A 23,072-nucleotide genomic window follows, 5' to 3' on the forward strand; every position below is an offset into this window, starting at 1 on the left:
AAAATATCACCTATGAAGCCGGCTAAAATTCTTTTCTGCGGCAGTTTTAAGTTTCTTGACGAGATGAAACGAGTAGCAAATGAGCTGAAACTTTTTGGTTGCCAATGTTTTTTGCCGCGATTCTTCTTGGGCGATTTTTCTTCTTTGGAAATAGAGAAGATTAAAAACGATTTAAAAGAGAAAGGTTTAAAGAGAAATGAGTTTAAAAAGATAATCAAAGTGACTGGTTGGTTCTATGAGAAACTTCGGCAAGCGGACATTTTAGTTATTTTTGACAAAGAAGGGTATGTTGGTCTTTCTTTGTCGGCGGAAATCGGAGCCGCCCAAATTATGGGAAAACCTACTTTTTTTATCGCTGAGCCCAAAGACGCGGGATTAAGGGCGATGTTAAGGTTTTCCAAAAATTTTAAAATTGTCCCTCCGGAGGTATTAATAGAAGAGCTTGAAACTCTGAAACAATGGGCTTGGGTTAAAAAATGCGATCATACCAGCGTCGGCATGCATATCTGGCGCAATGGCAAATTGCTTTTGATTGAGAGGAAAAAACCGCCTTTCGGTTTTGCTCCGCCAGCCGGCCACGTAGACGGCAGTATCAGTTTTGAAGAAGCAGCTAAAAGAGAACTTCAAGAGGAAGTCGGCTTAAGGGCTAAAAAACTGAAATTGATTTTTGAAGGAAGAAAACAGAACCCTTGCCGAAGAAAAGGCGGAGCCTGGCATTATTGGAAAGTGTACAATGTAGAGGCAGAAGGTCAGATCAAACGGAGTGTATATGAGACTAAAAATATCGGCTGGTATTCTTCGAAGCAAATAGAAAACTTAGCCGAGAAGACCCGACGTTATCTCGCCGGTCAGATTCCTGAGAGGGAATGGGTAAAATCGCCAGGATTGGAGGTTTTCTGGTATAGGTGGCGAAAGGAACTAAAAATCTTCTGATAATTAATATCTTTTGACTTTGTACTTGGCCTCAAGAAAGGCCAGGTTTTTTTGATTAACCATTCCTATAATTTTCAAGACGTCGTCAAAAATATCGGGCAACTTGAGAATTTCTTTTTTAGTCAGCCAGACATTGCGGCCGCCCTCAAAGTTCTTTGTGAGTGGGCCTTTCGGGTTTTCGGCTCGAAAAATGAAGAAGAACTTGTCCTCCAAAATTTCTCCTCGTTGGGAATAATCCATTTTATGTTCTATGCCAGCCAAAGATAACTTGGCTTTTAAGCCTGTTTCTTCAAGAAACTCCCTAGCTGCTGTTTCACTGACGGTTTCGCCCCATTTGATTTTACCGGTGACAAAACCATAAAAACCATAAGAGGGCTGTTTTAGTCGTTGCTGAACTAAGTATTGCCTTGTTTCACCATGCTGGCGGACAGCGCAGACCACGACTGCTACTTTTGCCTGTCTTTCCAGAACGATTTTGTCGGTGTCCAGGCGATTGGCAAACTCTTTGCCCTTGATGGCTAGCGAATAAAAACCCTTTTTATCCTTTTGTATAAGCCCGGCGCCAATCAGTTGTTTTAAATGGAAGTTGAAGTGGTCTGTCGGGAGCTTTAAGGTGTTTAAATCGGCAAAACGCGACTTTTCTCTAAATAACATTGTTCGTAGAATGCGGGCTTGAATTGGATGTATTTCTGGCTTCATTAAAGTAGATTTAGTGGTAAAATATGATATTATGCCCTTATCCTAAACCGGTGGGGATTTAGGTCAAGTGAAGCCGGCTTCGGCAATTATATTTATCCATGCTACGCATTAAAAAATATCTTGCTTTTTTTAAGAATCAGTTCTCGGCCACCATTTATTACCGGGGGTCGATTTTGGTTTGGATCTTTTCCAACCTCATTTTTTTGACAGTCATCATTTCTGTTTGGCTGTCGGTCGGTTCCAACCAATCCCTCGGCGGCTACAATCAATCCGAGCTCATCGGTTATTATTTAGCCGGATTTTTCCTGCACTGGGTGGTCAACTGGCTGCCATTTTACAGCACTGCCGACGAGATTAAAAGCGGGGATATCGTCGCTTCCAGTCTAACCAAGCCCTTTTCTTTTTATTGGAGAAAATTTTCCGAAGAAGCCGGCTGGCATTCTTTTGCCGTTATTATGGGCTTGACCCTGACTTTGGTTTTAGCCGTTATCTTGCAGCAACAAGGGCTTGTCGCATTTGAGTTTGTCTGGGACAGGTTGCTTTGGGCGGTGCTGGCAATCTTTCTGGCCATTTTTTTGATTTTTGGATTTAGCTTGTGCCTAGGGCTTTTAGCTTTCTGGTTTACCGAAGTTTGGACAGTAGACACTCTTTTTTGGGCCGGGCGGAACTTTCTCGGCGGCTGGTATCTGCCGATTAGCTTTTTCCCGGGGGCTTTTCAGACGATTATCAGAATCTTGCCTTTCCGCTATTTGTTTTCTTTTCCCCTGGAAATTTTCTTCGGCAAACTTTCTTTAGAAGAAATTGCCTTTGGGATTGCGGTTTCTTTGTTTTGGATTTTGTTTTTCAATTTGCTTTACAAAATAATGTGGGAGCGGGGCAGAAAAGCATATACTGCCTTTGGACAGTGAAACCTATAACTTATAACCCATAACCTATAACTAACGACGTGCTACGCTACTTAAAACTATATTTCCATTTTTTCCGCAATTGCTTAGTCAGAGAATTGGAGTTCCGCTTCAATGTTTTTATCCTGTCGATAATTCATATTTTCTGGTTGGGGGTGATGCTGGGTTCGGTTATCTTAATCTTCGGCCAGGTAGATTCTTTGGCCGGCTGGCAAAAGCAAGAAGTCATGATTTTGGCGGTGGTGGGAATGCTTTTCCACGACATTATGGAAATGTTTTTTATGGGAAATCTGCAGCGGTTTTCTCATTTTATCCGCCACGGCGAATTTGATTTTATCCTCTTAAAGCCCGTCAACCCTCGCTTTATGGCATCTTTCCGCTACGTAGAGTTCCAGAATATTTTCAGGATTGTTATTATGGTTTTTGTCCTTGCCTCGCTTTTGCGCGGCGCTGGAATTCAGCCCACAATTTACGAGTGGGGCGGATTTTTGGCCTTCTTTCTCGCCGGCCTCATTACCTTTTATAATATCTTTTTTGCGGTCATTACCACGAATTTTTGGCTGATTAACGTTTTCAATTTTAACGACATTTTCGATCGTCTTCTTTCCGCCGGAAGATATCCGGTTGACGTTTTCAAGGGCCGGTTAAAATCATTTTTCGCTTACGCTATTCCCTTGGGGTTAATCGCCACTTTCGCAACGGAGATATTTTTAGGGAGAGCTGGGCAGATTTCTTTTGGGATAGCCGCTTTGATGGTGGTTGCCACCTCTCTGCTTTCGGAGTTGTTTTGGCAGTTCGCTTTAAAACATTATTCAAGCGCTAGTTCCTAATTTATCCTATAATTAGTTCATGAGGAAATATTGGCTGATTTTTAAGACAAACTTGGAAAAAAGTCTAGAGTACAGGGCTGAACTTTTTGCCCATCTGATCATGGGAGCTTTTACTTTAGTGATTATGATCTTCATCTTTAAGGCAGTTTTCAAACAGACCGATAACTTTGCCGGCTACACTTTTTCTTCAATGTTAACGTATTTGGTAATGGTTAGGGTTCTGCATGCCACCAATCGCTGGAACACCTCAAGGCTGATTGGCGATGAAATAAAGGAAGGCAGTCTCTCAATGTATCTTACTAGACCGGTAAGTTATCTTCGCTACTGGTTTTCTCTGTTTTTGGCTGATAGATTCTTCGAATTTTTGGTTAGGTCTTCCCTCATCTTAGCCTTTCTTGTTTTGGTGCCAACTCTTTTCACCTTCCCTTCGGCCGGAAAATTAATCGTCTTTTTCGCCTTTTTGCCATTGGCCCTCTTCCTTAACTTCGTTTTTAATCTTTTGCTGGCTCTCTTGGCCTTTTGGGTGACGGATGTTCGTTTGTTTTCTACTTTTGTCGATCTTTTAGTCGGGTTTCTGGCCGGATCCCTGGTTCCCCTGGAGATGTTTCCCGCCGCTGTAAGAAATATCAGCTATTTTCTGCCGTTTCAATATACGCTTTATTTTCCCATAAAGATTTATCAGGGTTCATTGGGTCCTTCTCAAATAGCAACAGGCGTTTTTGTTTCTCTTTTGTGGATAGGCTTCCTTCTGGTGGTTTTGAATTATCTCTGGAACAAAGGGCTTAAACGCTATGAAGCAACCGGGCAGTAAAACATATGATTTTAATTAAGATAAAAAACGGAATCGCCCGTTATTTAAAAATCTACTGTTCACTAATCAAACTTAGTTTCGGAGAGATTTTGATATTCAGGATCAACGGGCTGTTGCTTGGCTTGGCTCCGATTGTCTGGATGCTAACAATTTTAGTCTTCCTCGGCATTATTTTTTCCAAGGTCAAGCAGCTGGGCGGCTGGAGTTTATGGGAAGTGGTTTTCTTGACCGGAACCAGCGAAGTCATGTTTATTATTTACTGGTCGAGCTTTATCGGCAATCTGAGGATTTTTATAAACGATGTCAGGACCGGTAGATTTGACCAGTCCCTGCTAAAGCCGCTCAACTCCCGTTTTTTGGCTTCTTTCAAGACACTCGACTTTACCCTCATTGGCAGTTTTGTCAGTTCCCTTTTAGTCTTTATTTACTCTTTAGTTAAAGTCGCAGAAAGAGTCGATCCTTCCAGGATAGTCGGCTTCATTTTCCTTTTAATCTTGGGCTATCTGATTTGCTATTTTCTCCATCTCATCTTCGCCTCTTTGGCCTTTTTTGTCACAAATGCCAGATCTTTTCTTGATTGGATCTTTGAAATTTCTGATTTCGGCCACTATCCAGCAGAAATTTATCCTTTAGGGCTGAGAGCTTTTTTGACTTTCTTTGTCCCGATTCTGTTCTTCGGCTATGTGCCGACAGCTTTTCTATTAGGGAAACTGAATTGGCTGTACTTGTTTTTTGCGGCATTGATCGCTTTGGCGCTTTATCTTATTTCCCGCTGTATTTGGGAACAGGCCTTGAAACACTATCAATCAGCCAGCTCATAAGATATAATCGCTTCGTTCATATATCTCTCGATTCGCTCGTGATATAATTAATTATTAATTCAACCAAATTTATGGCAGTTATTTCGGCAAAAAACTTGAAAAAATTCTATAAGGTCCACCAGAAAGAACCGGGTTTTTTAGGTTCTTTAAAATCCCTGGTCAAGAGAAAGTATTATGACGTTAAAGCGGTTGACGACGTTTCTTTTGAGATTGAAGAGGGGGAGTTGGTGGGTTTTATCGGGCCAAACGGCGCCGGCAAGACCACGACCTTAAAATGCCTTTCCGGACTTCTATATCCGAATTCGGGCGAGGTTCGGGTTTTAGGATTTAACCCCTGGGACAGGAAACACAGTTTTTTAAAGCAGATTTCCCTGGTTATGGGCCAGAAAAACCAGTTGTGGTGGGATTTGCCGGCCATTGAAACATTCAACTTAAACAAAGAGATTTACGAGGTTCCCGATAAACAGTACAAAAAAACTTTGGACGAACTGGTCCAACTACTCGGGATAGAAGATATTTTAAGGGTCCAGGTCAGGAAATTGTCTCTGGGGCAAAGAATGAAATGCGAATTGATCGCCGCCCTTTTGCACTCGCCCAAAGTTTTGTTTTTAGACGAGCCGACCATCGGCCTAGACGTGGTTTCCCAAAAGAAGATTCTGGATTTTGTCAGCGAATACAATAAAAGACACCAAGCAACCATTATCCTGACTTCGCACTATATGGGCGACATTGAACGGCTTTGCAAAAGGGTGATGATTATTGACCAGGGCCGGCTCTGCTTTGACGGCCAGCTTTCAGATATTGTCCAGAAATACGCCGACCACAAACTCATTTCTCTGATTTTAAACGAAGAAGTCGATCCTAAGGTTGTGGCCAAGGTTTTTCCGGTCAAGGAATTCAATTATCCAAAGCTGGTTTTGAGCGCCAAAAGAGATCAGGTGGCCGGCATGACTGCCCGGGCTTTAGAGCAATTGCCGGTAGCAGATTTATCAATTGAAGAGCCGGCCATTGAAGACATTATCAGAGAGCTTTTTACGGGCAAGGATTATGCCTAAAAGTATTGAAATTGAAATTCAAGTGAATATCGAAAAGAGCGAATCCTTACTGGCGTTTTTGAAAGAAAACGCTGTTTTTAAGTTTGAAACGCGCCAAGTTGACGAATATTTTACTCCAGCCCATAGAGATTTTACCGTCGTTAGGCCGATAGCCGAATGGTTGCGATTAAGAGAAAGCAATGGTAGTTATTCTTTCACATACAAAAATTGGCATTACGAAGGAGAAAAATCCTTTTATTGCGACGAGTACGAAACCGAGATCAAGGACTTGAGTCAGCTTAAAAAGGCCCTCGAAGCGCTTAATTTTAGGTCGCTTATTACTGTTGATAAGACGAGGAAGATTTGGCTTTATAAAGATTTTGAGATTGCTCTAGATTCGGTAAAAAATTTAGGTAATTTTGTGGAAATTGAATATAAAGGCGGAGACGAGAACGCTGACCCTGGAAAAACTACGGAAAGGATGATCTGTTTTCTGAAAGAGGTGGGTTGTGGCAAAATTATGATTAATTATATGGGTTATCCTTATCTTCTGCTTTTTCCTGAAGAAGCTAAATATAAAGAAGTATAAAAATGAAACAAGCCACCCTTTGTTTTTTAGTTAAGGAAAAAGAGGTGGAAGTAGTTGATTCTTTATGACAAAACTTATTCATAGAGCAGTTCACGACATCGTTCCGACGAGGCCTTTTCATTTTGATTCAACTTTTTTCAAGCCGGCGCATTTTCCATCAAACGACATGAAATGGGCCGAGCACGGCGGTAAAAGGTGGCAGACAATGCTTTTTCGGGGGGAGAGATTGGGCGTGGTCTTTGAGAATGCCGGCACGGCAAAGAACCCAAAAGTTAAAGTTGCTATTTATTCTCAAAAGAAACTATCACCAGAATTCATTGACTCGGTTAAAAACGAGGTGATTTGGCGTTATAATTTAAACCTGGATTTATCGGGTTTTTATAAAGACGCCGGCAAAGACCCGCTTTTAAATCCAATTATTAAAAAATTCCGGGGCTTGCGGCCCATGCACGCCGGATCTCTATATGAGTATTTGATTATTGACATTGTTTTACAAAACGCCACTGTCCGTCGTTCGGTTTCTATGATGCAAGCCCTTTTTGAGAACTACGGGACTTTGCTGGAGTTTGCTGGGCAAAAACTGTGGTGTTTTTGGGAGCCAAAAGTCTTGGCTGGAGCCAGTGAACAAAAATTAAGAGATTTAAAGATGGGCTATCGGGCAAAATCTTTGATCAAAGTTTCGCAGGCGTTCGTTTTCTCCAGACAGACTTTTCTCGAACAAGATGCTACGAAAAACACACGATCGTGTAAAAATGGTAATCTTCGTTTTGATGAATTTAAACTAAGACGCGCTTCTGTGGAAGAACAGGAAAAAGCCCTGATTTCTCTTTATGGTATTGGTCCGGCTTCTGCTGGCTATATTATGTTTGACGCTTTTCACCAATGGGATTTTTTAAAGCATATTTCTCCCTGGGAGCAGAAGATTTATAATAAGATCTTTTTTAACAAGGACTGGGAAAAGGAACTAGTGCCAGTAGAAAAGATGCTCAAGCATTTTAACAGGTGGGGCAAATGGAAAAACTTGGCTATTCACTATGTTTGGGAAAATATCTGGTGGCAGAGGCGGAATCAGAATATCCCTTGGCTGGAAAAACTCATCAGATTATGAATATATCTGCTATAATTAACTTAGGTTAATTAGCCTACTGGATATAATTGAACAATGGAAATTCACATTAAATATACCAATATTCAGCCCAACCAAGATCTTAAAAGCTATATTGGGCAAAGGCTGGGCTTTCTTGATAAATTGGCTGTCCCGGCTCATTTCGGGAAAAAAGAACTGGGAGAGGCGGTCCATGCCTGGGTTGAGATCGGCAAGGTGACCCGCCATCACCGACAGGGCCTGGTTTGGTACGCCGAGTGCAACATCCGCTGGCCGGGCAAAAACTTGAGGGCTACTTCAACTAATTATGACTTAGGAGCGGCCATAGAGGAGGTTAAAGACGATATCGAGCTCATCCTCAGGAAGACCAAAGAGAAGAAAATGGAATTTATAAGGCGCAAGAAGAAAATAGGATAACCAAGTTATATGTTAGAAGTCATTAGAAAAAGGCGGAGTGTCAGGGAATATTTGCCAAAAGAGGTGGAAAAGGAAAAACTGGACGAGATTTTAAAGGCGGCCATGTTTTCTCCTACGGCCCATAACCGCCGTTCTTGGGAGTTTATTGTTGTCAAAGACAAAGATGCCAAGGAAAAACTTTCTCAAGCCACTCCTTGGTCGGGTTTTGCTAAGGAAGCGCCGGTTGTTCTTGTCCTTTGTTCTAAAGAAGATTCTTTCTGGATTGAAAACTGCGGTATTGCCGCCGCGAACATTTATCTTGAGACTGTTAATCAGGGACTGGGAACCTGTTTTGTTCAGATCAGAGATCCTAAAAACCCAGATGGCCGGCAAGGCGCTGAAGAATATGTGAGGAAAATCCTTAATATCTCCAAAGATATAAGAATTCTTTGCCTGATGCCCTTGGGTTATCCGGTTGAATCCCCGGAAGAACATAATGATAGCGAGGTTGATATTAAAAAAATCCATTACGATAAATGGTAAAAGCAATGCCGGAAATAAAGGTTGCTATTGTTGTTTTCTATGATAAGGAGGGGAATGTCTTTGTACAAGAAAGGGGAAAAGACGTTTCTAAAACCGGTGAGAAATACGGTTTTTGGGGCGGAAGAATTGAGAAACGGGAAACACCAAAACAGGCTCTTAAGAGAGAACTAAAGGAAGAACTAGAATTTGTCCCCAAAAAACTTGATTTTTTTGGGATTTTTTCCTATAAGTTGATACCTTTGAAAAGGAAAACAGTTTGTTCTCTCGGCCAGAAGGCTAAATGTTGGATATTCCTTTCGCCGGTAAATAGAGATTTGAGCAAGGTTAAGATAAAAGAGGGCAAGGGGATGTTAAAGATGAAAATTGATAAAGTTATCAAAGGGAAAGGTTTTCCCATAGGCAGCGTTGAGTTTGTGAAGAAAGTCAAAAAGCAACTGTATGGGAAAGATTAAAAACAAATACCATTCAGAGATTCTACGGGAGCTGAAAAAGAACCTTAAAAAGACAACTCAAGCTAATCGCGATTTTGAGAAAAGGTATGTCGGCACAGACAAAATCTGCTATTCGGTAAGGACAGCTGACAAAGAAAAAACCGCCAAGAATTTCCTAAAAGCCCACAAGGGACTTTCTACGAGAGAGTTCGTTTTATTGCTCAATTCTTTGTACGCAGGCAAGTCCTTTGAAGAGGTAGTAACAGCTGGGAAACTTTTAGAGTTTTCACCTGATTTCAAAAAGCAAATGGACATTTGGCTTTTGGATAAATGGTTGAACCTTACCTGCGGTTGGTGCGAGGTTGATTCTTTGTGCCAGGCGAATTTCGGGGCAGAATTGATTTTAAATCGCTGGCCGGAGTGGAAAGCGCTTTTGGAAAAGTTTTTCCAAGATAAAAATATTCATAAACGCCGCGCCTCTTTGGTCTTATTAACAAAATCGACAAGGGAGTCAGCTGATCCGAGGTTAGCCAAAATGACCTTTGCTAATATTGAGAAGCTAAAAAGCGAAAAGCGTGTTTTAATCACCAAAGCGATTTCTTGGCTGCTGCGGAGTTTAACAAAACATCACAAAAAGGAAGTCGCCGCTTACTTGAAGAAAAATCAGGGCGGTCTGCCCAAGATCGCCGTCCGTGAAACTTTGCGTAAACTTGAAACCGGTAGAAAATGATTTAGACCCTAAAAATTAAACTTACGATAAACTCACGATCGTAGGTTTATCGTCATAATTTATTCGGGAAAGATAGGAGAAAAACATAGTCTTACGAAATTCAGGCGATCGTGTAAATTTCGTAAATTTAAAAAACTGGTGAATGAGTTAAAAATCTTTTTGGGGGATTTCCTATTTAAACGCAGAAATGGCCAATGGCCGGTTTTTCTAGGATTTCGAAATCTTTTGATTTCATTTTGACTGATTTGGTGTGGGCGCCGGCGTTGAAAACAATCTCTTCGTTTTCAAAAACTGCTTGGTCGCAATAGATTTTCAGATTTATAGCGCTGCCAAAAGGAGGAATAGCGCCGATTTCCAGGCCGGTTAATTCTTTCACTTCATCTGCGGTCAAAAGCCGCAGATCTTTGATATAGTAGAGTTTTTTGAAGATCTTAGTATCAACGCGCCGGTCGCCCGGGACAACAATTAAAACGGGCTTATCATCTGCTTTGAAGATAATCGCTTTAGCGCCCTGGCACATTTTAGTATTTCTGATTTGGGCGGCTTGTTCTGAAGTATAAACCGGCTCGTGTTCAAAAAGCTGGTAAGCGATGCCATTTTCATCAAGCAGTTTTTTTATTTTCTCAAAAACCGGGCTAGTTTCAATCATTTTAAAAAGTTCGTTAAAACTGCTATGGCAGCGTTAACGAGTATTTATTTAACTATTCTTTATTAAGACTTTTCCAGAGATAGCGGCAGGCGAAACTGCGAAAAGGCTGCCATCTTTTGGAAATTTCTTCAATTTTCTTTAAATTATCCCGTCGTACACCATAAAGGCGAGAAACAGCAGTTCTCAGTCCCAGATCGCCGACAGAAAAAACATCTGGCCGGTGGAGCGTAAAAATCATAAACATTTCTGCGGTCCATGGGCCAATGCCCTTAACTTTCAAAAGCTGCTCGTAGACCTCTTCATCGGGAAGTTTGTGGAGGGACTTAAGGTTGAGTTGGTTGTTTTCTATGCATTCAGCCAATGATTTGAGGTATTTGACTTTTGCCCAGGAACAGCCGCAGCTCCTTAATTTTTTATCGCTGATTTTTAGGACCTGCTTTGGTTTTGGAAGCTTTCCTCCGAAAAGATCGAGAAATCTTTTGTAGATGACTCTAGCGACTTTTCCCGATAATTGTTGACCGATTATTTCATAAGTCAGGGCGGCAAAGAGATTCTTTTTTAGTTCAAGCTCTGGAAGGACGTGTTTTCCAATCAGTTTCCTCATGACCGGATCCTTTCTCAGACAAGCGCTCACTTTTCCAATTTTTATTTTGTTCATTATTTTTTATTCTCAACTTTATCTTCAGTTTAAATCCTCGTTAACATTGCGTACGCAATGTTAACAAGGATCATGGTTTAAGGTAATATTTTTTGTTTTTGAGCTGGTCGGGTAGGAGGTTGCCCGGGTCGTATTTTTCGTAGCCCTTGCCGTAACCTAAGCTTTTCATCAGCTTGGTTTCCGGATTCCTTAATTTTAAAGGAATGGGTAGGTTGCCGTATTTTTTTACGTCTTCCATAGCCGCAAAAAGGCCGTTGTAAGAGCTGCGGTCTTTTTTCGCCTGACACAAATACACGACTCCGTGAGCCAGGTTAATGGCGCATTCCGGATAGCCGATTTCTTGGCAGGCTCTGAAAACTTCGTTGGCAACGACTAAAGCGGTTGGCTGGGCACAGCCTACGTCTTCGGAAGAGAAAATAACCATTCGCCGGGCAATGAAAAGCGGATCTTCACCTGAATCCACCAACCGTGCCAGATAATACAAGGCGGCGTCGGGGTTGGAAGCGCGCATTGATTTAATGAGCGCGGAAATGGTGTTGTAATGCTCTTCGCCAGCCCGGTCATACCTTAAAAACTTGCTCTGTAACGCGTTCTTTAGGTTGTCTAAGGTCGGGTTCTTGTAAAGCCGGACGCCAGCCTCCAAAAGATTCAATGCCTGTCTGGCGTCGCCGTTGGCAAATCTAACGATAAAGTCGCGGGCGTCGGGCGAAAGCTTAACCTTTAATTCTTTAGCGCCGGTATTAACAATTTTTGCCAGATCTTTTTCGCTTAATTCGTTCAAGACAAAAACCCGGCATCTTGAAAGCAGGGGACTAATAACGGTAAAGCTCGGGTTTTCCGTGGTGGCGCCGATGAGGATAATAGTGCCGTCTTCGACATAGGGCAAGAAAGCGTCTTGCTGGGCTTTGTTAAAGCGGTGAATTTCGTCAATGAAAAGGATGGTTTGTTGGTTTAGTTTTAACCGTTCCCTGGCTTCCTCAACGACCCTTAAGACATCGCTTTTCTTGGCAACCACGGCTGAATATCCAACGAAATGAGCTTTAGTCTGACTGGCAATAATTCGCGCCAAGGTGGTTTTGCCTGAACCCGGCGGCCCCCAGAAAATCATTGAAAAAAGCCGGCCGGTTTCAATTACCAGCCGCAAAGGTTTATTCGGTCCAATCAAATGTTCTTGGCCAATAATTTGATTCAGGGTTTTCGGCCTTACTTTGTCAGCTAAAGGGGCGTTATCCATGTTTTTATGACCATAATTTAAAGAGTTTTGGCAGAAAAAGAAAGATTCCCACAACTACAGACAAGATGGCGGATAACAGAACTGCTGCCGCTGAAACATCCTTGGCTATTTTTGCTTTAGGTTTTATTTCTTCGCTGACTAAATCCACTAGGGCTTCCAGGGCTGTATTAATTAGTTCGAGAATCAGGACGGTGCTGGCGGTTAAAATGAGGATGCTCATTTCCAGCCAAGAAAGTTTTAGAGCTGTTGCTAGAAACAAAGAGAGAATAGCTATAACCGCCTGAATCCTAAAGTTGGGTTGGTTCTTGAAGGCGGCGCCCAATCCTTCGAAAGCATAGGCAAAGCTTTTTGAGAGTGAATGTTTTTTGCTCATTTTTTGATGACAAATACCAATTCAGTTGGGAAAAGGATTTTTTCGGTTTCCCAGGGTTCGTTTCTAATTAGATCCTGGAATTGTTTTGAATAAAAGTCAATCATGCCTTTTTGTCTGCCAGAGATAGTTTTTGTTGGAAAAGAAACGACCAAAAACTTGGCAGGCATTCTTTTTAGAATATCAAGAGAAATACCTTTTTGTTGGTGTTCTAATAAGGGCAGGAGTTTTAACAGGAAAATGACGTCGGCCCGCGGCGATCTATCAACCAATATGTCGCCTAGTTTTGCTCGAAATCGTTTGGGGCCGGCAAGTTTGAAGACATTGTTTAGAAAGTCGTTCTGCTCTTTATCAATATCAAAGCCAAGATAATGGCAGTTTTCGGGCAGATTCATCCATGGCCAAGATAAAGGATTCAAGCCGCAGCCAAGATCAATAATTGTTTTAGGCTGGCCGGTGACCTTAAAAATCTCTTTATAGAAATCATCTAAAACGGGAATCCTTTCTTTAGTGGAAGACTGAAGTTTTAACAGGGGCGAAACCGCTTCTTTAATTTTTTGAGAGTTTAAAACGTGGGAGGTCGGACCTCCAACGCCTCTCATATTTTTGGCGTTTTCTTTAAGTTTTTTCAATAATTTTTTAAAATCAGGCCGGATTGGGAAATAAACGCTCCAAATTTGGTGCAAAAGATTGCGCGCCTTTTGTTCAACTTGTTTTTCGGGGTATTTGGCAGCGCAAACTGAAACAATTCTTTCAACGGTTTTCAGATAAACCGGCCGATATTTTTTGGCCACCGAGATTCTTTTAACGAGTTCATTTCGTATTAATTCAGCCATGGCAATCTTATTACGGAAATTTATTATGGCGCGTAATCTCTCTCTCCCTCGTTACACTATTTTTATCCGATACGTTTTCTCAACAATTGGATCAGTCTGGAATAAACTCTCAGGTTATGGATGGTGGCCAGGCGCCAGGCAAGGGAATCCCCAATTTTAAAAAGGTGGTTTAGGTAAGCCCGGGAATAGTTTTGGCAAAGTCGGCAGTCGCAGAATTTGTCGACCGGCTTTTGATCGTTCCGGTGTTTGGCTTTGTCGGGATAGAAAAAACGAAATAACTTTCGGGAATCGGTTTTCAAAACATTGGTTCGGTCGGGGTTTTTGGTCCAGACATAAAGCCGTTTGTGGCGAGCGTCTCTTGTTGGCAAAACGCAGTCAAAAATATGGTAGCCTATTTTTACACAATCAATAATATCCCAAGGATAACCCACGCCTAAAGCGAATTTCGGCTTATCTTTGGGCAGTTGCGAAACAATGAATTTGCCGATATTAATATTTAGTCCGCCTTTCTTCTTGGCGGTCCAGCCTCCCCAGCCGTAGCCGTCAAATTCGATTTTGACCAATTCCCTGGCGCATTCGGCCCGGAGGTTTTTATCTGATCCGCCCTGGACCACGGCAAAAAGCAACGGTCGAGTCCTTTGGAACCGAGACGGAGGAGCCCCGGTCTCCTCCGTTTTCAGTTGTTTTTGAAATTCCTCTTTACATCTTTTAGCCCAGATGATCGTCCGACGGACGCTCGTTTCATAATCTTTTCGGGTGGCTTTTTTGCTCGGGCAGTCGTCAAGGCAGATAATGATGTCTGCGCCAAGGTCCATTTGGGTTTGGATTGATTTTTCCGGGGTGAAAAGCCATTTTTTATTCCTGCCCAAAGAGTCCTTGTAGAAAATCACGCCCTTGTCGCTTATTTTTCCGAATCTCGGGTCTTTATAGACCAAGGATAATAATTGCCAGCCGCCAGAATCGGTAATGGCAAAGCCGGGCCAGTTCATATATCGTTTGATGCCTTGGAATTTTCTGACAACATCAATTCCGGGCTGGGATGCCAAGTGGTAAGGATTCAAAATCAGACCTTCAATGCCGGCTTCTCGCAAGTCGCAGCTGTCCAGCGATCGGACCACGGCCCTAGTGGCGTCGGGGCAGTAGATCGGGAAACGCATTAGTTTCCCCTTTATTTTTAGTTGTCTTAAATATTTCATCTCTGATTAAATCTAGCAGTTTCAGTCTATTTTTGCTAGGATGAAGGAGGTTGCTCATAACTTCTTTTGAATAAGGATCTTTTACAGCTAGTATCAAAATGATATTGTAATTATAGATATAATAATACTTAAAAAGCCAAAATTGTGCCCAAACTTAACCTTAAGTCATTCGTTATAGCTTTTGTTTTCTCCGCCTTGATAGTTTCCCTGCTTGTTTTATCGATTACCGAGGTTCAATTGATGGGTAGGCGGTCTTTGACTAAAGAAGCGGCAATTTCTAATCAAATATTAAACTTTGTATTTAAGGATAGCGGCGTCAATCTTTTGGCTGAGGGAGGAAACGGCATTAGAGTTTTAACCGGATTAGATACGACCGGCGCCAAGATAGATTCGTCTCAGCTCTCTACCGTTACTGGCAAGACAAGCAAAAAAACGGGCGGAGATTATGTTCAAGGTGAAATTTTGGTGAAATTTAAAGCCAAGGCAGCCGTTTTAAAACCAAGCTCTCAAGCTTTGTCCCGCGGAGTAGGTTTCGACAAAGCCCCGGTTTCTTTTGAAGATATTGATCGGCAGGATTCTCCAAAAGTGCTGGTTAAGTTGCACGAACGTTTTCCGATAAAAACCATTGACAAGGTTTTTAAGAAAAACTTCTCTCCAAAAATAAAGAAGGTTTCAAGCATTGATATTTCCAGGAACTACAGGATTATTTTCAGCAAAGACGTTTCGGTCATAGCAGTTTTGCAGTTTTTAAACCAGAGTTCCGAGATTGAATACGCCGAACCCAATTTTATTTTAGAAGCCACGGCGATCAACGATCCTTATTATCTTGACCAGCAGCCGCCGGCACCAGAGCGAGCATTGCCGGCAGGCTCTGGCGGTTGGAACCCCTCTTATGATTACCAATGGGGATTGAAAAAAATCAACATTGAACCGGCCTGGGATAAGGACTCCGGCAGTCAAAATGTTGTCGTCGCGGTTATTGATACCGGCGTTGATTATAATCACCCGGAGCTGGAAGGTCGCGTCATCAAGGGTTACGATTTCGTCAATGATGATAATAATCCTATTGATGACAATGGTCACGGAACGCACGTCGCCGGCATCATCGCCGCCGTTAAAAACAACCAAATTGGTATGGCCGGCGTCAGCAATAGCCAAATTTTGGCAATAAAGGGCTTGAATTACAACGGCGCTGGTACCATAAATAACTTAGCCAGGGCGGTTCGTTTTGCCGGGGATAACGGCGCAAAAGTAATCAATGCTAGTTGGGGAGGGATAGGATCAAGCCAAACATTAAAAGAGGCGGTGGATTACGTTAATTCCCTGGGTGTGATTTTTGTGGCGGCGGCTGGCAATAACGGTGCTGATTCCCGCCGCTTCATTCCAGCTAGCTACCGGAATTCTCTGTCGGTAGGTTCTTCTGACGTCGCTGACCAAACGAGCGACTTTTCCAATATCATTGGCATTGATTTTATTGCTCCCGGAGGAAACTCTAGATCATCTAACCCTGGAGGAGATGGTTTCAGGAATATTTTGTCCTTGAGAGCCGGCGGGACAGGAAGTTCTAGTCTAACGATAGACAATGATTATTTGCGTCAGGCAGGCACCTCAATGGCCGCTCCTTTCGTTACTGGGAGCGTTGCCCTGCTTTTGGGACAGAATAGTTCTTTGACCTCGGAAGAGATTCGGAGCATTTTGCGTACCTCGGCTTTTAAGCCAGACGAAAAAATCTGGACCAAAGAAAGAGGCTATGGCCGTCTCGATATTGGCAGGGCAATGTCGACGGGTGGTAAGTTTAACGTTGCCAGAATTCAAAAACCGGATAATTTTGTCGTTGACGGCGATCAAGCGCAGATTACCTTTATTGCTTTCGGTAATTATTTTTCCCACTGGGTTTTAGAATTAGGCATTGGTTTGGAACCGACAATCTGGACGACTCTTGAAGAAGATTCTACTCCGAAACAGACTCCTGAAACACTCGTTGTTAACATCAGTTCTCTGCCTTACGGCGATAATACTCTTCGTTTGAGAGTTTTGAGCAATAGTCCAGAAGTGCCGGAGGCCGAAGATCGCTTGGTGGTTTCTAAAACGCCGCCAGTTAAATGGAGTTTTTTTGACCCGGCTGGGAGTTTTGATTTTATGCCGACCGTGGCTGATATAAATGCCGATGGCCGAAAAGAAGTTATTATCCCCTCAGTGATTGGTAGGGTTTATATTCTAAAATCTGATGGCAGCTTAAAAAGCACGATTAGTCTGGGCGACGAAAAGCTCGCTTACCTGGCTAGTTCTCCGATAGTCGCCGACATAATCCCCAATCTTCCGGGTAAAGAGATTTTAATAATGACGGAGAATAAGACCTACTCTCAAAATAAAAAAATAAGGATATTTTCTTCTTCCGGTTCAGAATATATTGGCGACAATTGGCCTTTTAGTTTTACCTATACTGGATTTTGGACGAGAATGGCGCCCTTCAGAGTAGAAGACATTGACGGCAATGGCAGCTATGAAATTCTAATGGCGGCTGACAAAGTTTATGTTTTAGACCGCTTTGGTTCTCCTTTGAATTCTGGCTGGCCGAAGACCTTGGCCGGCGATTTCGAAAATTCAGTTTATGCCGGTAAGTTTATTAATCCGAAAAGCAATCAATTGCAAGTCTTGGCCATTAATCATCAGGGTCAGGTCTTTGTTCTCGACTATCAAGGCAACCAAATTACCACCTTTAATATCCCTGCTTTTAACCAGTCAACTCCGTCAGCAACCATTAGTGATTTGGACGGCGACGGAATTCAGGAATTGATTACTCAATACCAGTCTTCTGCCGGCATGCCCACCGAGACTAATACAGACATCGCTGTTTACAAGCCAGACGGAACCTTGCTCTGGAAGAAAACAATCGGGATAGGTGGCTTTAACGTTAACTTTCCCGTTCCAATTGTTTCCGATTTGAACAACGATGGTCGAAAAGATATCATTACCAGTGATGCGGACGGAATCTGGATCCTTGACCGTGACGGAAACCAATTAACCGGCTGGCCATTTTATAACCAGAGCAATGTTTTGAATTTCGTGACTGGCGACGCTGACGGCGATACCCTACCGGAAATTTACTTTTCCCAATCTTATCCTCCTTCGTTGGGGGTCCTAGACAAGGGTTTGATTAAATTCTATTTTCCTTTTTCATCATCTTTCTTATTTGACGCGCCGAGCGTGGGTGACATCGATGGCGACAACCATCTGGAGTTGATAATCAACGCTCCTTTTGGCGCGCCCCTGCGCGTTTATGACCTTGGAGAGACGAAGAATTACCGTAAATTTAATCTTCAGTGGCCGACCTATCAATATAACGAGAGGCGTTTGGCTGCTGACGGAATCTGCCTTAAATTAGACTGCGACTTAAACGGAGACGGACAGGTTAACTTTGCCGATTATTCTTTCATGCAAAGCTGTTATGGAAAAGAGTCGCCTCTCGGCGCTTGCCGCAGAACAGATGTTGTTTGCGATGGCTCCGTGACCTTACTCGACTTCTCGATGTTGGCCAATAAATGCCCTTCGATATTTTGCCCTGAGCTTTCTTGCGATCTAAATGGCGACGGTAAGGCAAATAAGACTGATGGATCCTTCTTTAGAAGCTGTTTTGGCAAGCAAGCGACAGGAAGCTGCAAGAAAGCAGACGTGGTTTGCGACAACTATATTACTCTCCGCGATTTCTCGTTGTTGGCACAGAAATGCATAGTGATATTCCGTTAGGGGAAAGCCGTTAATTAGAACCAAGACGTTAAATAGTAGGGGTTGAAAATCGGGTTCTCGATACCCGCCTCGATCAAGTCCTGGCTGTCCAGACTCCGGATGACGGCCCTAGTGGCGTCGGGGCAGTAAATCGGAAAACGCATGGTTTTTCCTTTAACCTTGATTTTTTTGAGATAATTCATAACATTTCTAATCTAACAATTTTAATCCATTTTTGCTAGGATGACAGAAGTAAATTATCAGCCGGAGTAACTCAGTGGTAGAGTAGCTGTTTCGTAAACAGCAAGTCGAGAGTTCGAATCTCTCCTCCGGCTCTGGGGGAGTAAGACCTTTTCCATCCACAGTTTGTTTCAGTTCTGAAAGGAGGCACAACACATGTTGAAAAAAGTGACAGCGGGGCAAGAGGTGACGGTTGACGGACTAATTTACCGTTTTGGCAGGGGTAGCGCCATGACTTTTAACCAGCTGATAGCAGCTGCAGAAAGAGTCCGTGGCTGTGTCGATTGCGGCGATTTCGTGCCGGAAGAAGCGCAGATCAATATTCTGCGCGTTGGCGGATATTGCGTTGATTACGTTGACATCGACATCCGGAAGCTTTATTCTGCTCTCTAATTCTCCTCTGCCTTAGCCCCCATCGCCTCGAACCGCGTTCTTCAAAAGGAACGCGGTTTTATTTTTTGAGGATCGGTCAAGCAACTCCTGTTCAGAGTTGCGGATTCCTGATAAAATATTAGATTATGGCAGGAAGAATCTTGAATATTTCTAAAAGAGCAAAGGAAACCCAGTTTTCGCCGATCAGGAAATTCGTGCCGCTTTTGGAAGAGGTTAAAAAGAGAGGGATTGAGGTTTTTGAGCTTCATATCGGCCAGCCGGATTTGCCGACTCCCAAGGAAATTTTAAGAGAAATCAGGTCTTTTGACGGCAAGATTTTAGCTTATACGCCTTCGTCCGGGATACTTGAGACAAGGGTTGCCTGGCAGAAGTATTATAAGAGCGCAGGGATTAGCTTTGATGTTTCTGAAATTATCGTCACCGTCGGCGGCAGCGAAGCGATTTTATTTGCTTTCGCCGCAATTTGCAGTCCGGGGGAGGAAATTATTGTTTTTGAACCTTTTTATGCCAACTACAACGGCTATGCTTCGATGGCGGGAATCAGGCTGGCGCCTTTGACGACTTTTGCCGAAAACGGATTTCATCTGCCCAGTAAAAAGGCGATTGAAGAAAAGATTAATAAAAAGACGCGGGGCATATTGATTTGCAATCCCAATAATCCCACAGGAACTGTTTACGGGAAAAAGGAATTGAGGATGATTGCCGACATTGCCAAAGAACACAACCTTTTCATTTTGTCAGATGAAACTTACCGCGAGTTTGTTTATGACGGCAAAATTCATTGTTCGATGATGGTTTTTGCAGATATCCGCGACAGAGTGATCTTGCTGGACAGCCTATCCAAAAGATTCAATGCCTGCGGCTTAAGAATCGGCTGTTTGGCTTCAAAGAATAAAGAAGTGATCGAGGGAGCGACAAAGTTTGCCCAGGCTCGTCTTTCTGCTCCCATGATTGAGCAGTTGGCGGCGGTTCCTCTTTTAGAGCATTGCCGGGAATATACTAAAAAAGTTGCCGCAGAATATCAGAAAAGAAGGAATACGGTTTTTAAAGAGATTGAAAAGATCCCCAATATTCTCTGCTCAAGGCAAAAAGGGGCTTTCTATGCGATTCTAAAACTGTCGATCAAAGACACCGACCATTTTGCCGAATGGCTTTTGAAAGAGTTCTCTTTTAAGGGAAAAACCCTGCTGGTGGCGCCGGGTTCTGGTTTTTATGCCACGAAAAATCTTGGCAAAGACGAGATAAGAATTGCCTTTGTCCTTTCTTCCTCAAAGCTCAAACAGGCCATCAGGATTCTTAAAAAAGGATTGGAAAGATATTTATCCATAATGGTTTAAAGTTAACCAAGAGGCACGTCTCAGTTTTAAGCTTCAATGCTATCTAAGGCGTTTTGCTATTTTGACAAGACCTCTTTTAATGCTAAAAAGACCCTGGAGGTGGATTATGGCTATATTGTCAGATACTCTCGTGGAGGGCAATGGGTGCCCCCTCTGCGAAGGCGATTCGAAGGGCACTCTTTGTTTGGCCAGGCACTGAAGCGACTCTTACCTGGAGTGCAGTTTGCACCCCAACGAGCATCGCCGACCGGCCAATGAGGCCGAACAGGCATTACTCAAACAGAGATCGGAGGCGACTTGTTCTTTTTGAAATTTGAACCTTTCGTGAAATACGGCCTTATTGCCAAAGATTTTGGCAGAGGCCGTATTTTATTTGATAATAAAACCCCAAAAGCTGTCTGGATGAGTCAACTTGATCGTCAGAGAAACGATCTTTTGATATATTGATATAATATGGATCATTTAGCGATAATGAAAAGATCTTGGGGATTGCTTCCAAAGATTCTGAGAAAGGAAAAAACAATAGAATCCCGTTGGTACAAAAACAGATATTCTCCCTGGGGCAAGATTAAGAAAGAGGATACAGTCTATTTTAAGGATTCTGGCAAGCCAGTTACCGCAAGGGCGAAGGTTTCTGACGTTTTTCAGTATTCAGATTTAACACCAACCAAAGTCAAAGAAATTCTTTTGAAGTATGGCTCAAAAGACGGCCTCGGTTTAGACGAGATCGATAAGTATTATAAGATGTTTAAGAATAAAAATTATTGTCTGTTGATTTTTCTTAAAGACCCCAGGCGGGTAGAGCCGTTTGAAGTTAACAAGGACGGTTTTGGAGCTATGTCCAGTTGGATTGTTATTGACAATATCGACAAACTGAAGAAACCTTGGTTATAATAGAATAATGATCCATTTGTCTTTCCCTTTAAAACTGCTTCTGGCTATTTTTCTCGGAGCCATTATCGGCATTGAGAGAGAGCCGGTCAGGAAAAAAGAGTTTAGCCAGGAAAAGGTTTCCGCGGGCGGACTCGGGGGCTTGAGGACTTTTTCTTTGATTTCCCTTTTCGGAGCCATCTCCGGTTATTTGAGCATCAGCGGCAACATCACTCTTTTCTTGATCACCGCTATTGCCTTTTTTGCCCTTATTCTAGCCTATTATGTTGTCGGCGGCGTTTTGACCAAGTCCGTCGGCCTGACTACCGAGCTGGCCGCTCTTTATTCTTTTCTGATCGGTTTTTTCGTGGTCACCGAGATTTTTCCTGTCCAGTTAGTTATCGCCCTGACCATTGTTTTGACCCTGATTTTGTCTTTGAAGGAAAAGACCCAGCGCCTGACCTTGGGAATCAATCAAGAGGAAATCAACGGGTTTTTAAGTTTTGCCATCATCGCTCTGGTGGTTCTTCCTTTTCTTCCAAATCAGGCCTACTACCTGACAGACATTCCGGCGGTAAAAACCATTCTCAGCGCTTATCACGTTCAACTGGGATTATTGGAGACGCTGGAGATTGTCAATCCGTTCAGGCTCTGGTTCATCGTCGCCTTGATCACCGGCATTGACGTTTTCGGGTACCTGCTCGGCAAGCTTGCCGGCCCAAAAAGAGGAAAGCTCGTCACCAGCCTGATCGGCGGGTTCATTTCTTCCACCTCGACGACAATCTCTCTTGCCCAGCAAAGCAAGAAAGAAAGCCGGACGGATCAATTGGTGGCTCTGGCCGTCTTTGCCAACCTAATGAGCTTTCTCCAGATTTTCATTCTGGTCGCTCCCTTGAACAGCGGCTGGCTGGTATATATCACCTCTACGCTTTTTGTCATTGCCATTTCTGCTTTTATTGTCGGGCTTTTCTATTATTCATTTGCCAGAAAGCAGCCCAATGAGAGCGTGCCGGAGGCGGAAGGACAGCTGGCGGGGGTAAAACTATTTTCTTTCAAACCGGCTTTAAGATTCGCCCTGATATTGGTTTTAGTGAAGATTGTTACCAAAGCATCTTTGGCTTTTTTCGGCCAAGCCGGCTTTCTTTTGAGCTCGATTATCGCTTCGTTTACGGGCATAGACGCAATTGTCATTAACCTGGCCGAGTCGGCCGGAGCCAGTATCACTTACGAAATGGCCCTGCTCACTCTGGTGGCTGTTAATGCCAGTAATCTTCTCAGCAAGACATTCTATTCTTTTATTCAGGGAAGCCGGAAATTTACTTTAAAGCTGCTTTTGGCGGTCCTGATTGTCATTTCCGTAAGCTTTGTATTCTTTTTCTTGGTTTAAGTCAGGGGCAAAAGGTTTTTAGCTTCGTTGACGACAGTCGTCAATGGAGTCGTCATTTAGTTCAGAGAAGGGGAAAAATTGTAGATTTTTGGCGAAAAGGTGGAGAATAGTTCTAAGACGGATATTAAGCTAAAAATTGAAAAGACTGACGTTCAATCGTCAGCCTTTTCTTTGTGTCCGATCGCCTCCTATTCGTTGCAATCCTTCTCCGGGCAGTGGGGCCCGGGGAAGATGTCTACCAGTCCGCCCAGATCCATGATGAAGTAATTGGGGGTTACGAGTCGTTTCCCGTGAATGGTACAGTAAGCAGCAGATTTTCCACGGTTGTTTTGCCGCTGGCAGTACCACT

At 43.0% G+C, this 23,072-nt stretch carries 25 protein-coding genes and 1 tRNA gene; 18 read left to right on the top strand and 8 right to left on the bottom strand.

Going from position 1 to position 23,072, the window contains the following annotated elements; all coding sequences use genetic code 11:
• Nucleotides 1-12 precede the first annotated feature (12 nt).
• Nucleotides 13-933: an NUDIX domain-containing protein gene (locus Q8N16_03230; GenBank protein MDP3093751.1), complete on the top strand. Its 921-nt coding sequence runs from the start codon at nt 13-15 to the stop codon at nt 931-933.
• A gap of 3 nt (nt 934-936) precedes the next feature.
• On the opposite strand, the gene Q8N16_03235 is transcribed toward Q8N16_03230, so the two are convergent.
• A complete protein-coding gene (locus tag Q8N16_03235; GenBank protein MDP3093752.1) occupies nt 937-1,587 on the bottom strand; it encodes an NUDIX hydrolase in 651 nt (216 codons plus the stop codon).
• A gap of 143 nt (nt 1,588-1,730) precedes the next feature.
• Between Q8N16_03235 and Q8N16_03240 the strand changes: the two genes are divergently transcribed.
• The 11 genes from Q8N16_03240 (at nt 1,731) to Q8N16_03290 (ending at nt 9,827) form a co-directional block, all read left to right on the top strand.
• Nucleotides 1,731-2,540, top strand: a complete 810-nt coding sequence (locus tag Q8N16_03240; GenBank protein ID MDP3093753.1) for an ABC-2 family transporter protein — start codon at nt 1,731-1,733, stop codon at nt 2,538-2,540.
• A gap of 38 nt (nt 2,541-2,578) precedes the next feature.
• Complete coding sequence (locus Q8N16_03245) at nt 2,579-3,367, top strand: ABC-2 family transporter protein (protein MDP3093754.1); 789 nt, start codon at nt 2,579-2,581, stop codon at nt 3,365-3,367.
• 19 nt (nt 3,368-3,386) lie between these two features.
• Nucleotides 3,387-4,178 carry an ABC-2 family transporter protein gene (locus tag Q8N16_03250; protein ID MDP3093755.1) on the top strand — a complete coding sequence of 264 codons (792 nt, stop codon included), beginning with the start codon at nt 3,387-3,389 and terminating at the stop codon, nt 4,176-4,178.
• A 5-nt stretch (nt 4,179-4,183) separates the two neighbouring features.
• Nucleotides 4,184-4,999: an ABC-2 family transporter protein gene (locus Q8N16_03255; protein MDP3093756.1), complete on the top strand. Its 816-nt coding sequence runs from the start codon at nt 4,184-4,186 to the stop codon at nt 4,997-4,999.
• Between the two features lie 71 nt (nt 5,000-5,070).
• Nucleotides 5,071-6,054, top strand: a complete 984-nt coding sequence (locus tag Q8N16_03260) for an ABC transporter ATP-binding protein (GenBank protein MDP3093757.1) — start codon at nt 5,071-5,073, stop codon at nt 6,052-6,054.
• Nucleotides 6,047-6,622, top strand: coding sequence for a class IV adenylate cyclase (gene cyaB, locus Q8N16_03265; GenBank protein ID MDP3093758.1), 576 nt, complete (start codon nt 6,047-6,049; stop codon nt 6,620-6,622). The genes Q8N16_03260 and cyaB overlap by 8 nt, the downstream gene beginning before the upstream one ends.
• Nucleotides 6,623-6,686: 64 nt before the next feature.
• Nucleotides 6,687-7,730, top strand: a complete 1,044-nt coding sequence (locus Q8N16_03270) for a hypothetical protein (GenBank protein MDP3093759.1) — start codon at nt 6,687-6,689, stop codon at nt 7,728-7,730.
• 54 nt (nt 7,731-7,784) lie between these two features.
• Entirely contained in the window at nt 7,785-8,144 is a 360-nt protein-coding gene (locus Q8N16_03275; protein ID MDP3093760.1) for an HPF/RaiA family ribosome-associated protein, read from the top strand.
• Between the two features lie 9 nt (nt 8,145-8,153).
• Nucleotides 8,154-8,666: a nitroreductase family protein gene (locus tag Q8N16_03280; protein ID MDP3093761.1), complete on the top strand. Its 513-nt coding sequence runs from the start codon at nt 8,154-8,156 to the stop codon at nt 8,664-8,666.
• A 5-nt stretch (nt 8,667-8,671) separates the two neighbouring features.
• Nucleotides 8,672-9,118 (top strand): NUDIX domain-containing protein, encoded by a 447-nt coding sequence (locus Q8N16_03285; protein ID MDP3093762.1) that lies wholly within the window; start codon nt 8,672-8,674, stop codon nt 9,116-9,118.
• The gene (locus Q8N16_03290; protein MDP3093763.1) at nt 9,105-9,827 is read left to right on the top strand and encodes a DNA alkylation repair protein; all 723 of its coding nucleotides are present in this window, start codon (nt 9,105-9,107) and stop codon (nt 9,825-9,827) included. Before Q8N16_03285 ends, Q8N16_03290 begins: the two co-directional genes overlap by 14 nt.
• Before the next feature lie 175 nt (nt 9,828-10,002).
• On the opposite strand, the gene Q8N16_03295 is transcribed toward Q8N16_03290, so the two are convergent.
• The 6 genes from Q8N16_03295 to Q8N16_03320 all read right to left on the bottom strand — a co-directional run bounded on the left by Q8N16_03295 (nt 10,003) and on the right by Q8N16_03320 (nt 14,770).
• Complete coding sequence (locus Q8N16_03295; GenBank protein MDP3093764.1) at nt 10,003-10,476, bottom strand: YbaK/EbsC family protein; 474 nt, start codon at nt 10,474-10,476, stop codon at nt 10,003-10,005.
• Nucleotides 10,477-10,528: 52 nt separating this feature from the next.
• Nucleotides 10,529-11,134, bottom strand: coding sequence for a DNA-3-methyladenine glycosylase (locus Q8N16_03300; protein ID MDP3093765.1), 606 nt, complete (start codon nt 11,132-11,134; stop codon nt 10,529-10,531).
• A 70-nt stretch (nt 11,135-11,204) separates the two neighbouring features.
• The gene (locus Q8N16_03305) at nt 11,205-12,368 is read right to left on the bottom strand and encodes a replication-associated recombination protein A (GenBank protein MDP3093766.1); all 1,164 of its coding nucleotides are present in this window, start codon (nt 12,366-12,368) and stop codon (nt 11,205-11,207) included.
• A 4-nt stretch (nt 12,369-12,372) separates the two neighbouring features.
• Nucleotides 12,373-12,741: a diacylglycerol kinase family protein gene (locus Q8N16_03310; protein ID MDP3093767.1), complete on the bottom strand. Its 369-nt coding sequence runs from the start codon at nt 12,739-12,741 to the stop codon at nt 12,373-12,375.
• On the bottom strand, nt 12,738-13,574 hold the full coding sequence (locus Q8N16_03315) for a hypothetical protein (protein ID MDP3093768.1): 837 nt from the start codon (nt 13,572-13,574) through the stop codon (nt 12,738-12,740). Before Q8N16_03315 ends, Q8N16_03310 begins: the two co-directional genes overlap by 4 nt.
• 62 nt (nt 13,575-13,636) lie before the next feature.
• Complete coding sequence (locus tag Q8N16_03320; GenBank protein MDP3093769.1) at nt 13,637-14,770, bottom strand: tRNA guanosine(34) transglycosylase Tgt; 1,134 nt, start codon at nt 14,768-14,770, stop codon at nt 13,637-13,639.
• A 144-nt stretch (nt 14,771-14,914) separates the two neighbouring features.
• Between Q8N16_03320 and Q8N16_03325 the strand changes: the two genes are divergently transcribed.
• Nucleotides 14,915-18,517 carry a S8 family serine peptidase gene (locus Q8N16_03325; GenBank protein MDP3093770.1) on the top strand — a complete coding sequence of 1,201 codons (3,603 nt, stop codon included), beginning with the start codon at nt 14,915-14,917 and terminating at the stop codon, nt 18,515-18,517.
• A gap of 14 nt (nt 18,518-18,531) precedes the next feature.
• On the opposite strand, the gene Q8N16_03330 is transcribed toward Q8N16_03325, so the two are convergent.
• On the bottom strand, nt 18,532-18,699 hold the full coding sequence (locus Q8N16_03330; protein ID MDP3093771.1) for a hypothetical protein: 168 nt from the start codon (nt 18,697-18,699) through the stop codon (nt 18,532-18,534).
• Nucleotides 18,700-18,759: 60 nt separating this feature from the next.
• Between Q8N16_03330 and Q8N16_03335 the strand changes: the two genes are divergently transcribed.
• The 5 genes from Q8N16_03335 (at nt 18,760) to Q8N16_03355 (ending at nt 22,723) form a co-directional block, all read left to right on the top strand.
• A tRNA-Thr gene (locus tag Q8N16_03335) sits at nt 18,760-18,831 on the top strand.
• 61 nt (nt 18,832-18,892) lie between these two features.
• Nucleotides 18,893-19,129, top strand: a complete 237-nt coding sequence (locus Q8N16_03340; GenBank protein MDP3093772.1) for a hypothetical protein — start codon at nt 18,893-18,895, stop codon at nt 19,127-19,129.
• Between the two features lie 125 nt (nt 19,130-19,254).
• The gene (locus tag Q8N16_03345; protein MDP3093773.1) at nt 19,255-20,466 is read left to right on the top strand and encodes a pyridoxal phosphate-dependent aminotransferase; all 1,212 of its coding nucleotides are present in this window, start codon (nt 19,255-19,257) and stop codon (nt 20,464-20,466) included.
• Nucleotides 20,467-20,919: 453 nt separating this feature from the next.
• Nucleotides 20,920-21,360, top strand: a complete 441-nt coding sequence (locus Q8N16_03350; GenBank protein MDP3093774.1) for a hypothetical protein — start codon at nt 20,920-20,922, stop codon at nt 21,358-21,360.
• Nucleotides 21,361-21,367: 7 nt separating this feature from the next.
• Nucleotides 21,368-22,723 (top strand): DUF4010 domain-containing protein, encoded by a 1,356-nt coding sequence (locus Q8N16_03355; GenBank protein MDP3093775.1) that lies wholly within the window; start codon nt 21,368-21,370, stop codon nt 22,721-22,723.
• Nucleotides 22,724-23,072: the final 349 nt, after the last annotated feature.

The organism is bacterium, from assembly GCA_030693425.1.
Lineage (GTDB): Bacteria > Patescibacteriota > Minisyncoccia > Minisyncoccales > GWA2-46-15 > GWA2-46-15.

Bases quoted from the DNA above. Each gene is read 5' to 3' on its own strand.
- Q8N16_03315 (MDP3093768.1), bottom strand. From the start codon at position 13,574: ATGGCTGAATTAATACGAAATGAACTCGTTAAAAGAATCTCGGTGGCC.
- Q8N16_03255 (MDP3093756.1), top strand. From the start codon at position 4,184: ATGATTTTAATTAAGATAAAAAACGGAATCGCCCGTTATTTAAAAATC.
- Q8N16_03285 (MDP3093762.1), top strand. From the start codon at position 8,672: ATGCCGGAAATAAAGGTTGCTATTGTTGTTTTCTATGATAAGGAGGGG.
- Q8N16_03305 (MDP3093766.1), bottom strand. From the start codon at position 12,368: ATGGATAACGCCCCTTTAGCTGACAAAGTAAGGCCGAAAACCCTGAAT.
- Q8N16_03340 (MDP3093772.1), top strand. From the start codon at position 18,893: ATGTTGAAAAAAGTGACAGCGGGGCAAGAGGTGACGGTTGACGGACTA.
- Q8N16_03230 (MDP3093751.1), top strand. From the start codon at position 13: ATGAAGCCGGCTAAAATTCTTTTCTGCGGCAGTTTTAAGTTTCTTGAC.
- Q8N16_03250 (MDP3093755.1), top strand. From the start codon at position 3,387: ATGAGGAAATATTGGCTGATTTTTAAGACAAACTTGGAAAAAAGTCTA.
- Q8N16_03270 (MDP3093759.1), top strand. From the start codon at position 6,687: ATGACAAAACTTATTCATAGAGCAGTTCACGACATCGTTCCGACGAGG.
- Q8N16_03310 (MDP3093767.1), bottom strand. From the start codon at position 12,741: ATGAGCAAAAAACATTCACTCTCAAAAAGCTTTGCCTATGCTTTCGAA.
- Q8N16_03290 (MDP3093763.1), top strand. From the start codon at position 9,105: ATGGGAAAGATTAAAAACAAATACCATTCAGAGATTCTACGGGAGCTG.
- Q8N16_03345 (MDP3093773.1), top strand. From the start codon at position 19,255: ATGGCAGGAAGAATCTTGAATATTTCTAAAAGAGCAAAGGAAACCCAG.
- Q8N16_03240 (MDP3093753.1), top strand. From the start codon at position 1,731: ATGCTACGCATTAAAAAATATCTTGCTTTTTTTAAGAATCAGTTCTCG.
- Q8N16_03235 (MDP3093752.1), bottom strand. From the start codon at position 1,587: ATGTTATTTAGAGAAAAGTCGCGTTTTGCCGATTTAAACACCTTAAAG.
- Q8N16_03355 (MDP3093775.1), top strand. From the start codon at position 21,368: ATGATCCATTTGTCTTTCCCTTTAAAACTGCTTCTGGCTATTTTTCTC.
- Q8N16_03320 (MDP3093769.1), bottom strand. From the start codon at position 14,770: ATGAAATATTTAAGACAACTAAAAATAAAGGGGAAACTAATGCGTTTC.
- Q8N16_03280 (MDP3093761.1), top strand. From the start codon at position 8,154: ATGTTAGAAGTCATTAGAAAAAGGCGGAGTGTCAGGGAATATTTGCCA.
- cyaB (MDP3093758.1), top strand. From the start codon at position 6,047: ATGCCTAAAAGTATTGAAATTGAAATTCAAGTGAATATCGAAAAGAGC.
- Q8N16_03300 (MDP3093765.1), bottom strand. From the start codon at position 11,134: ATGAACAAAATAAAAATTGGAAAAGTGAGCGCTTGTCTGAGAAAGGAT.
- Q8N16_03275 (MDP3093760.1), top strand. From the start codon at position 7,785: ATGGAAATTCACATTAAATATACCAATATTCAGCCCAACCAAGATCTT.
- Q8N16_03350 (MDP3093774.1), top strand. From the start codon at position 20,920: ATGGATCATTTAGCGATAATGAAAAGATCTTGGGGATTGCTTCCAAAG.
- Q8N16_03330 (MDP3093771.1), bottom strand. From the start codon at position 18,699: ATGAATTATCTCAAAAAAATCAAGGTTAAAGGAAAAACCATGCGTTTT.
- Q8N16_03260 (MDP3093757.1), top strand. From the start codon at position 5,071: ATGGCAGTTATTTCGGCAAAAAACTTGAAAAAATTCTATAAGGTCCAC.
- Q8N16_03295 (MDP3093764.1), bottom strand. From the start codon at position 10,476: ATGATTGAAACTAGCCCGGTTTTTGAGAAAATAAAAAAACTGCTTGAT.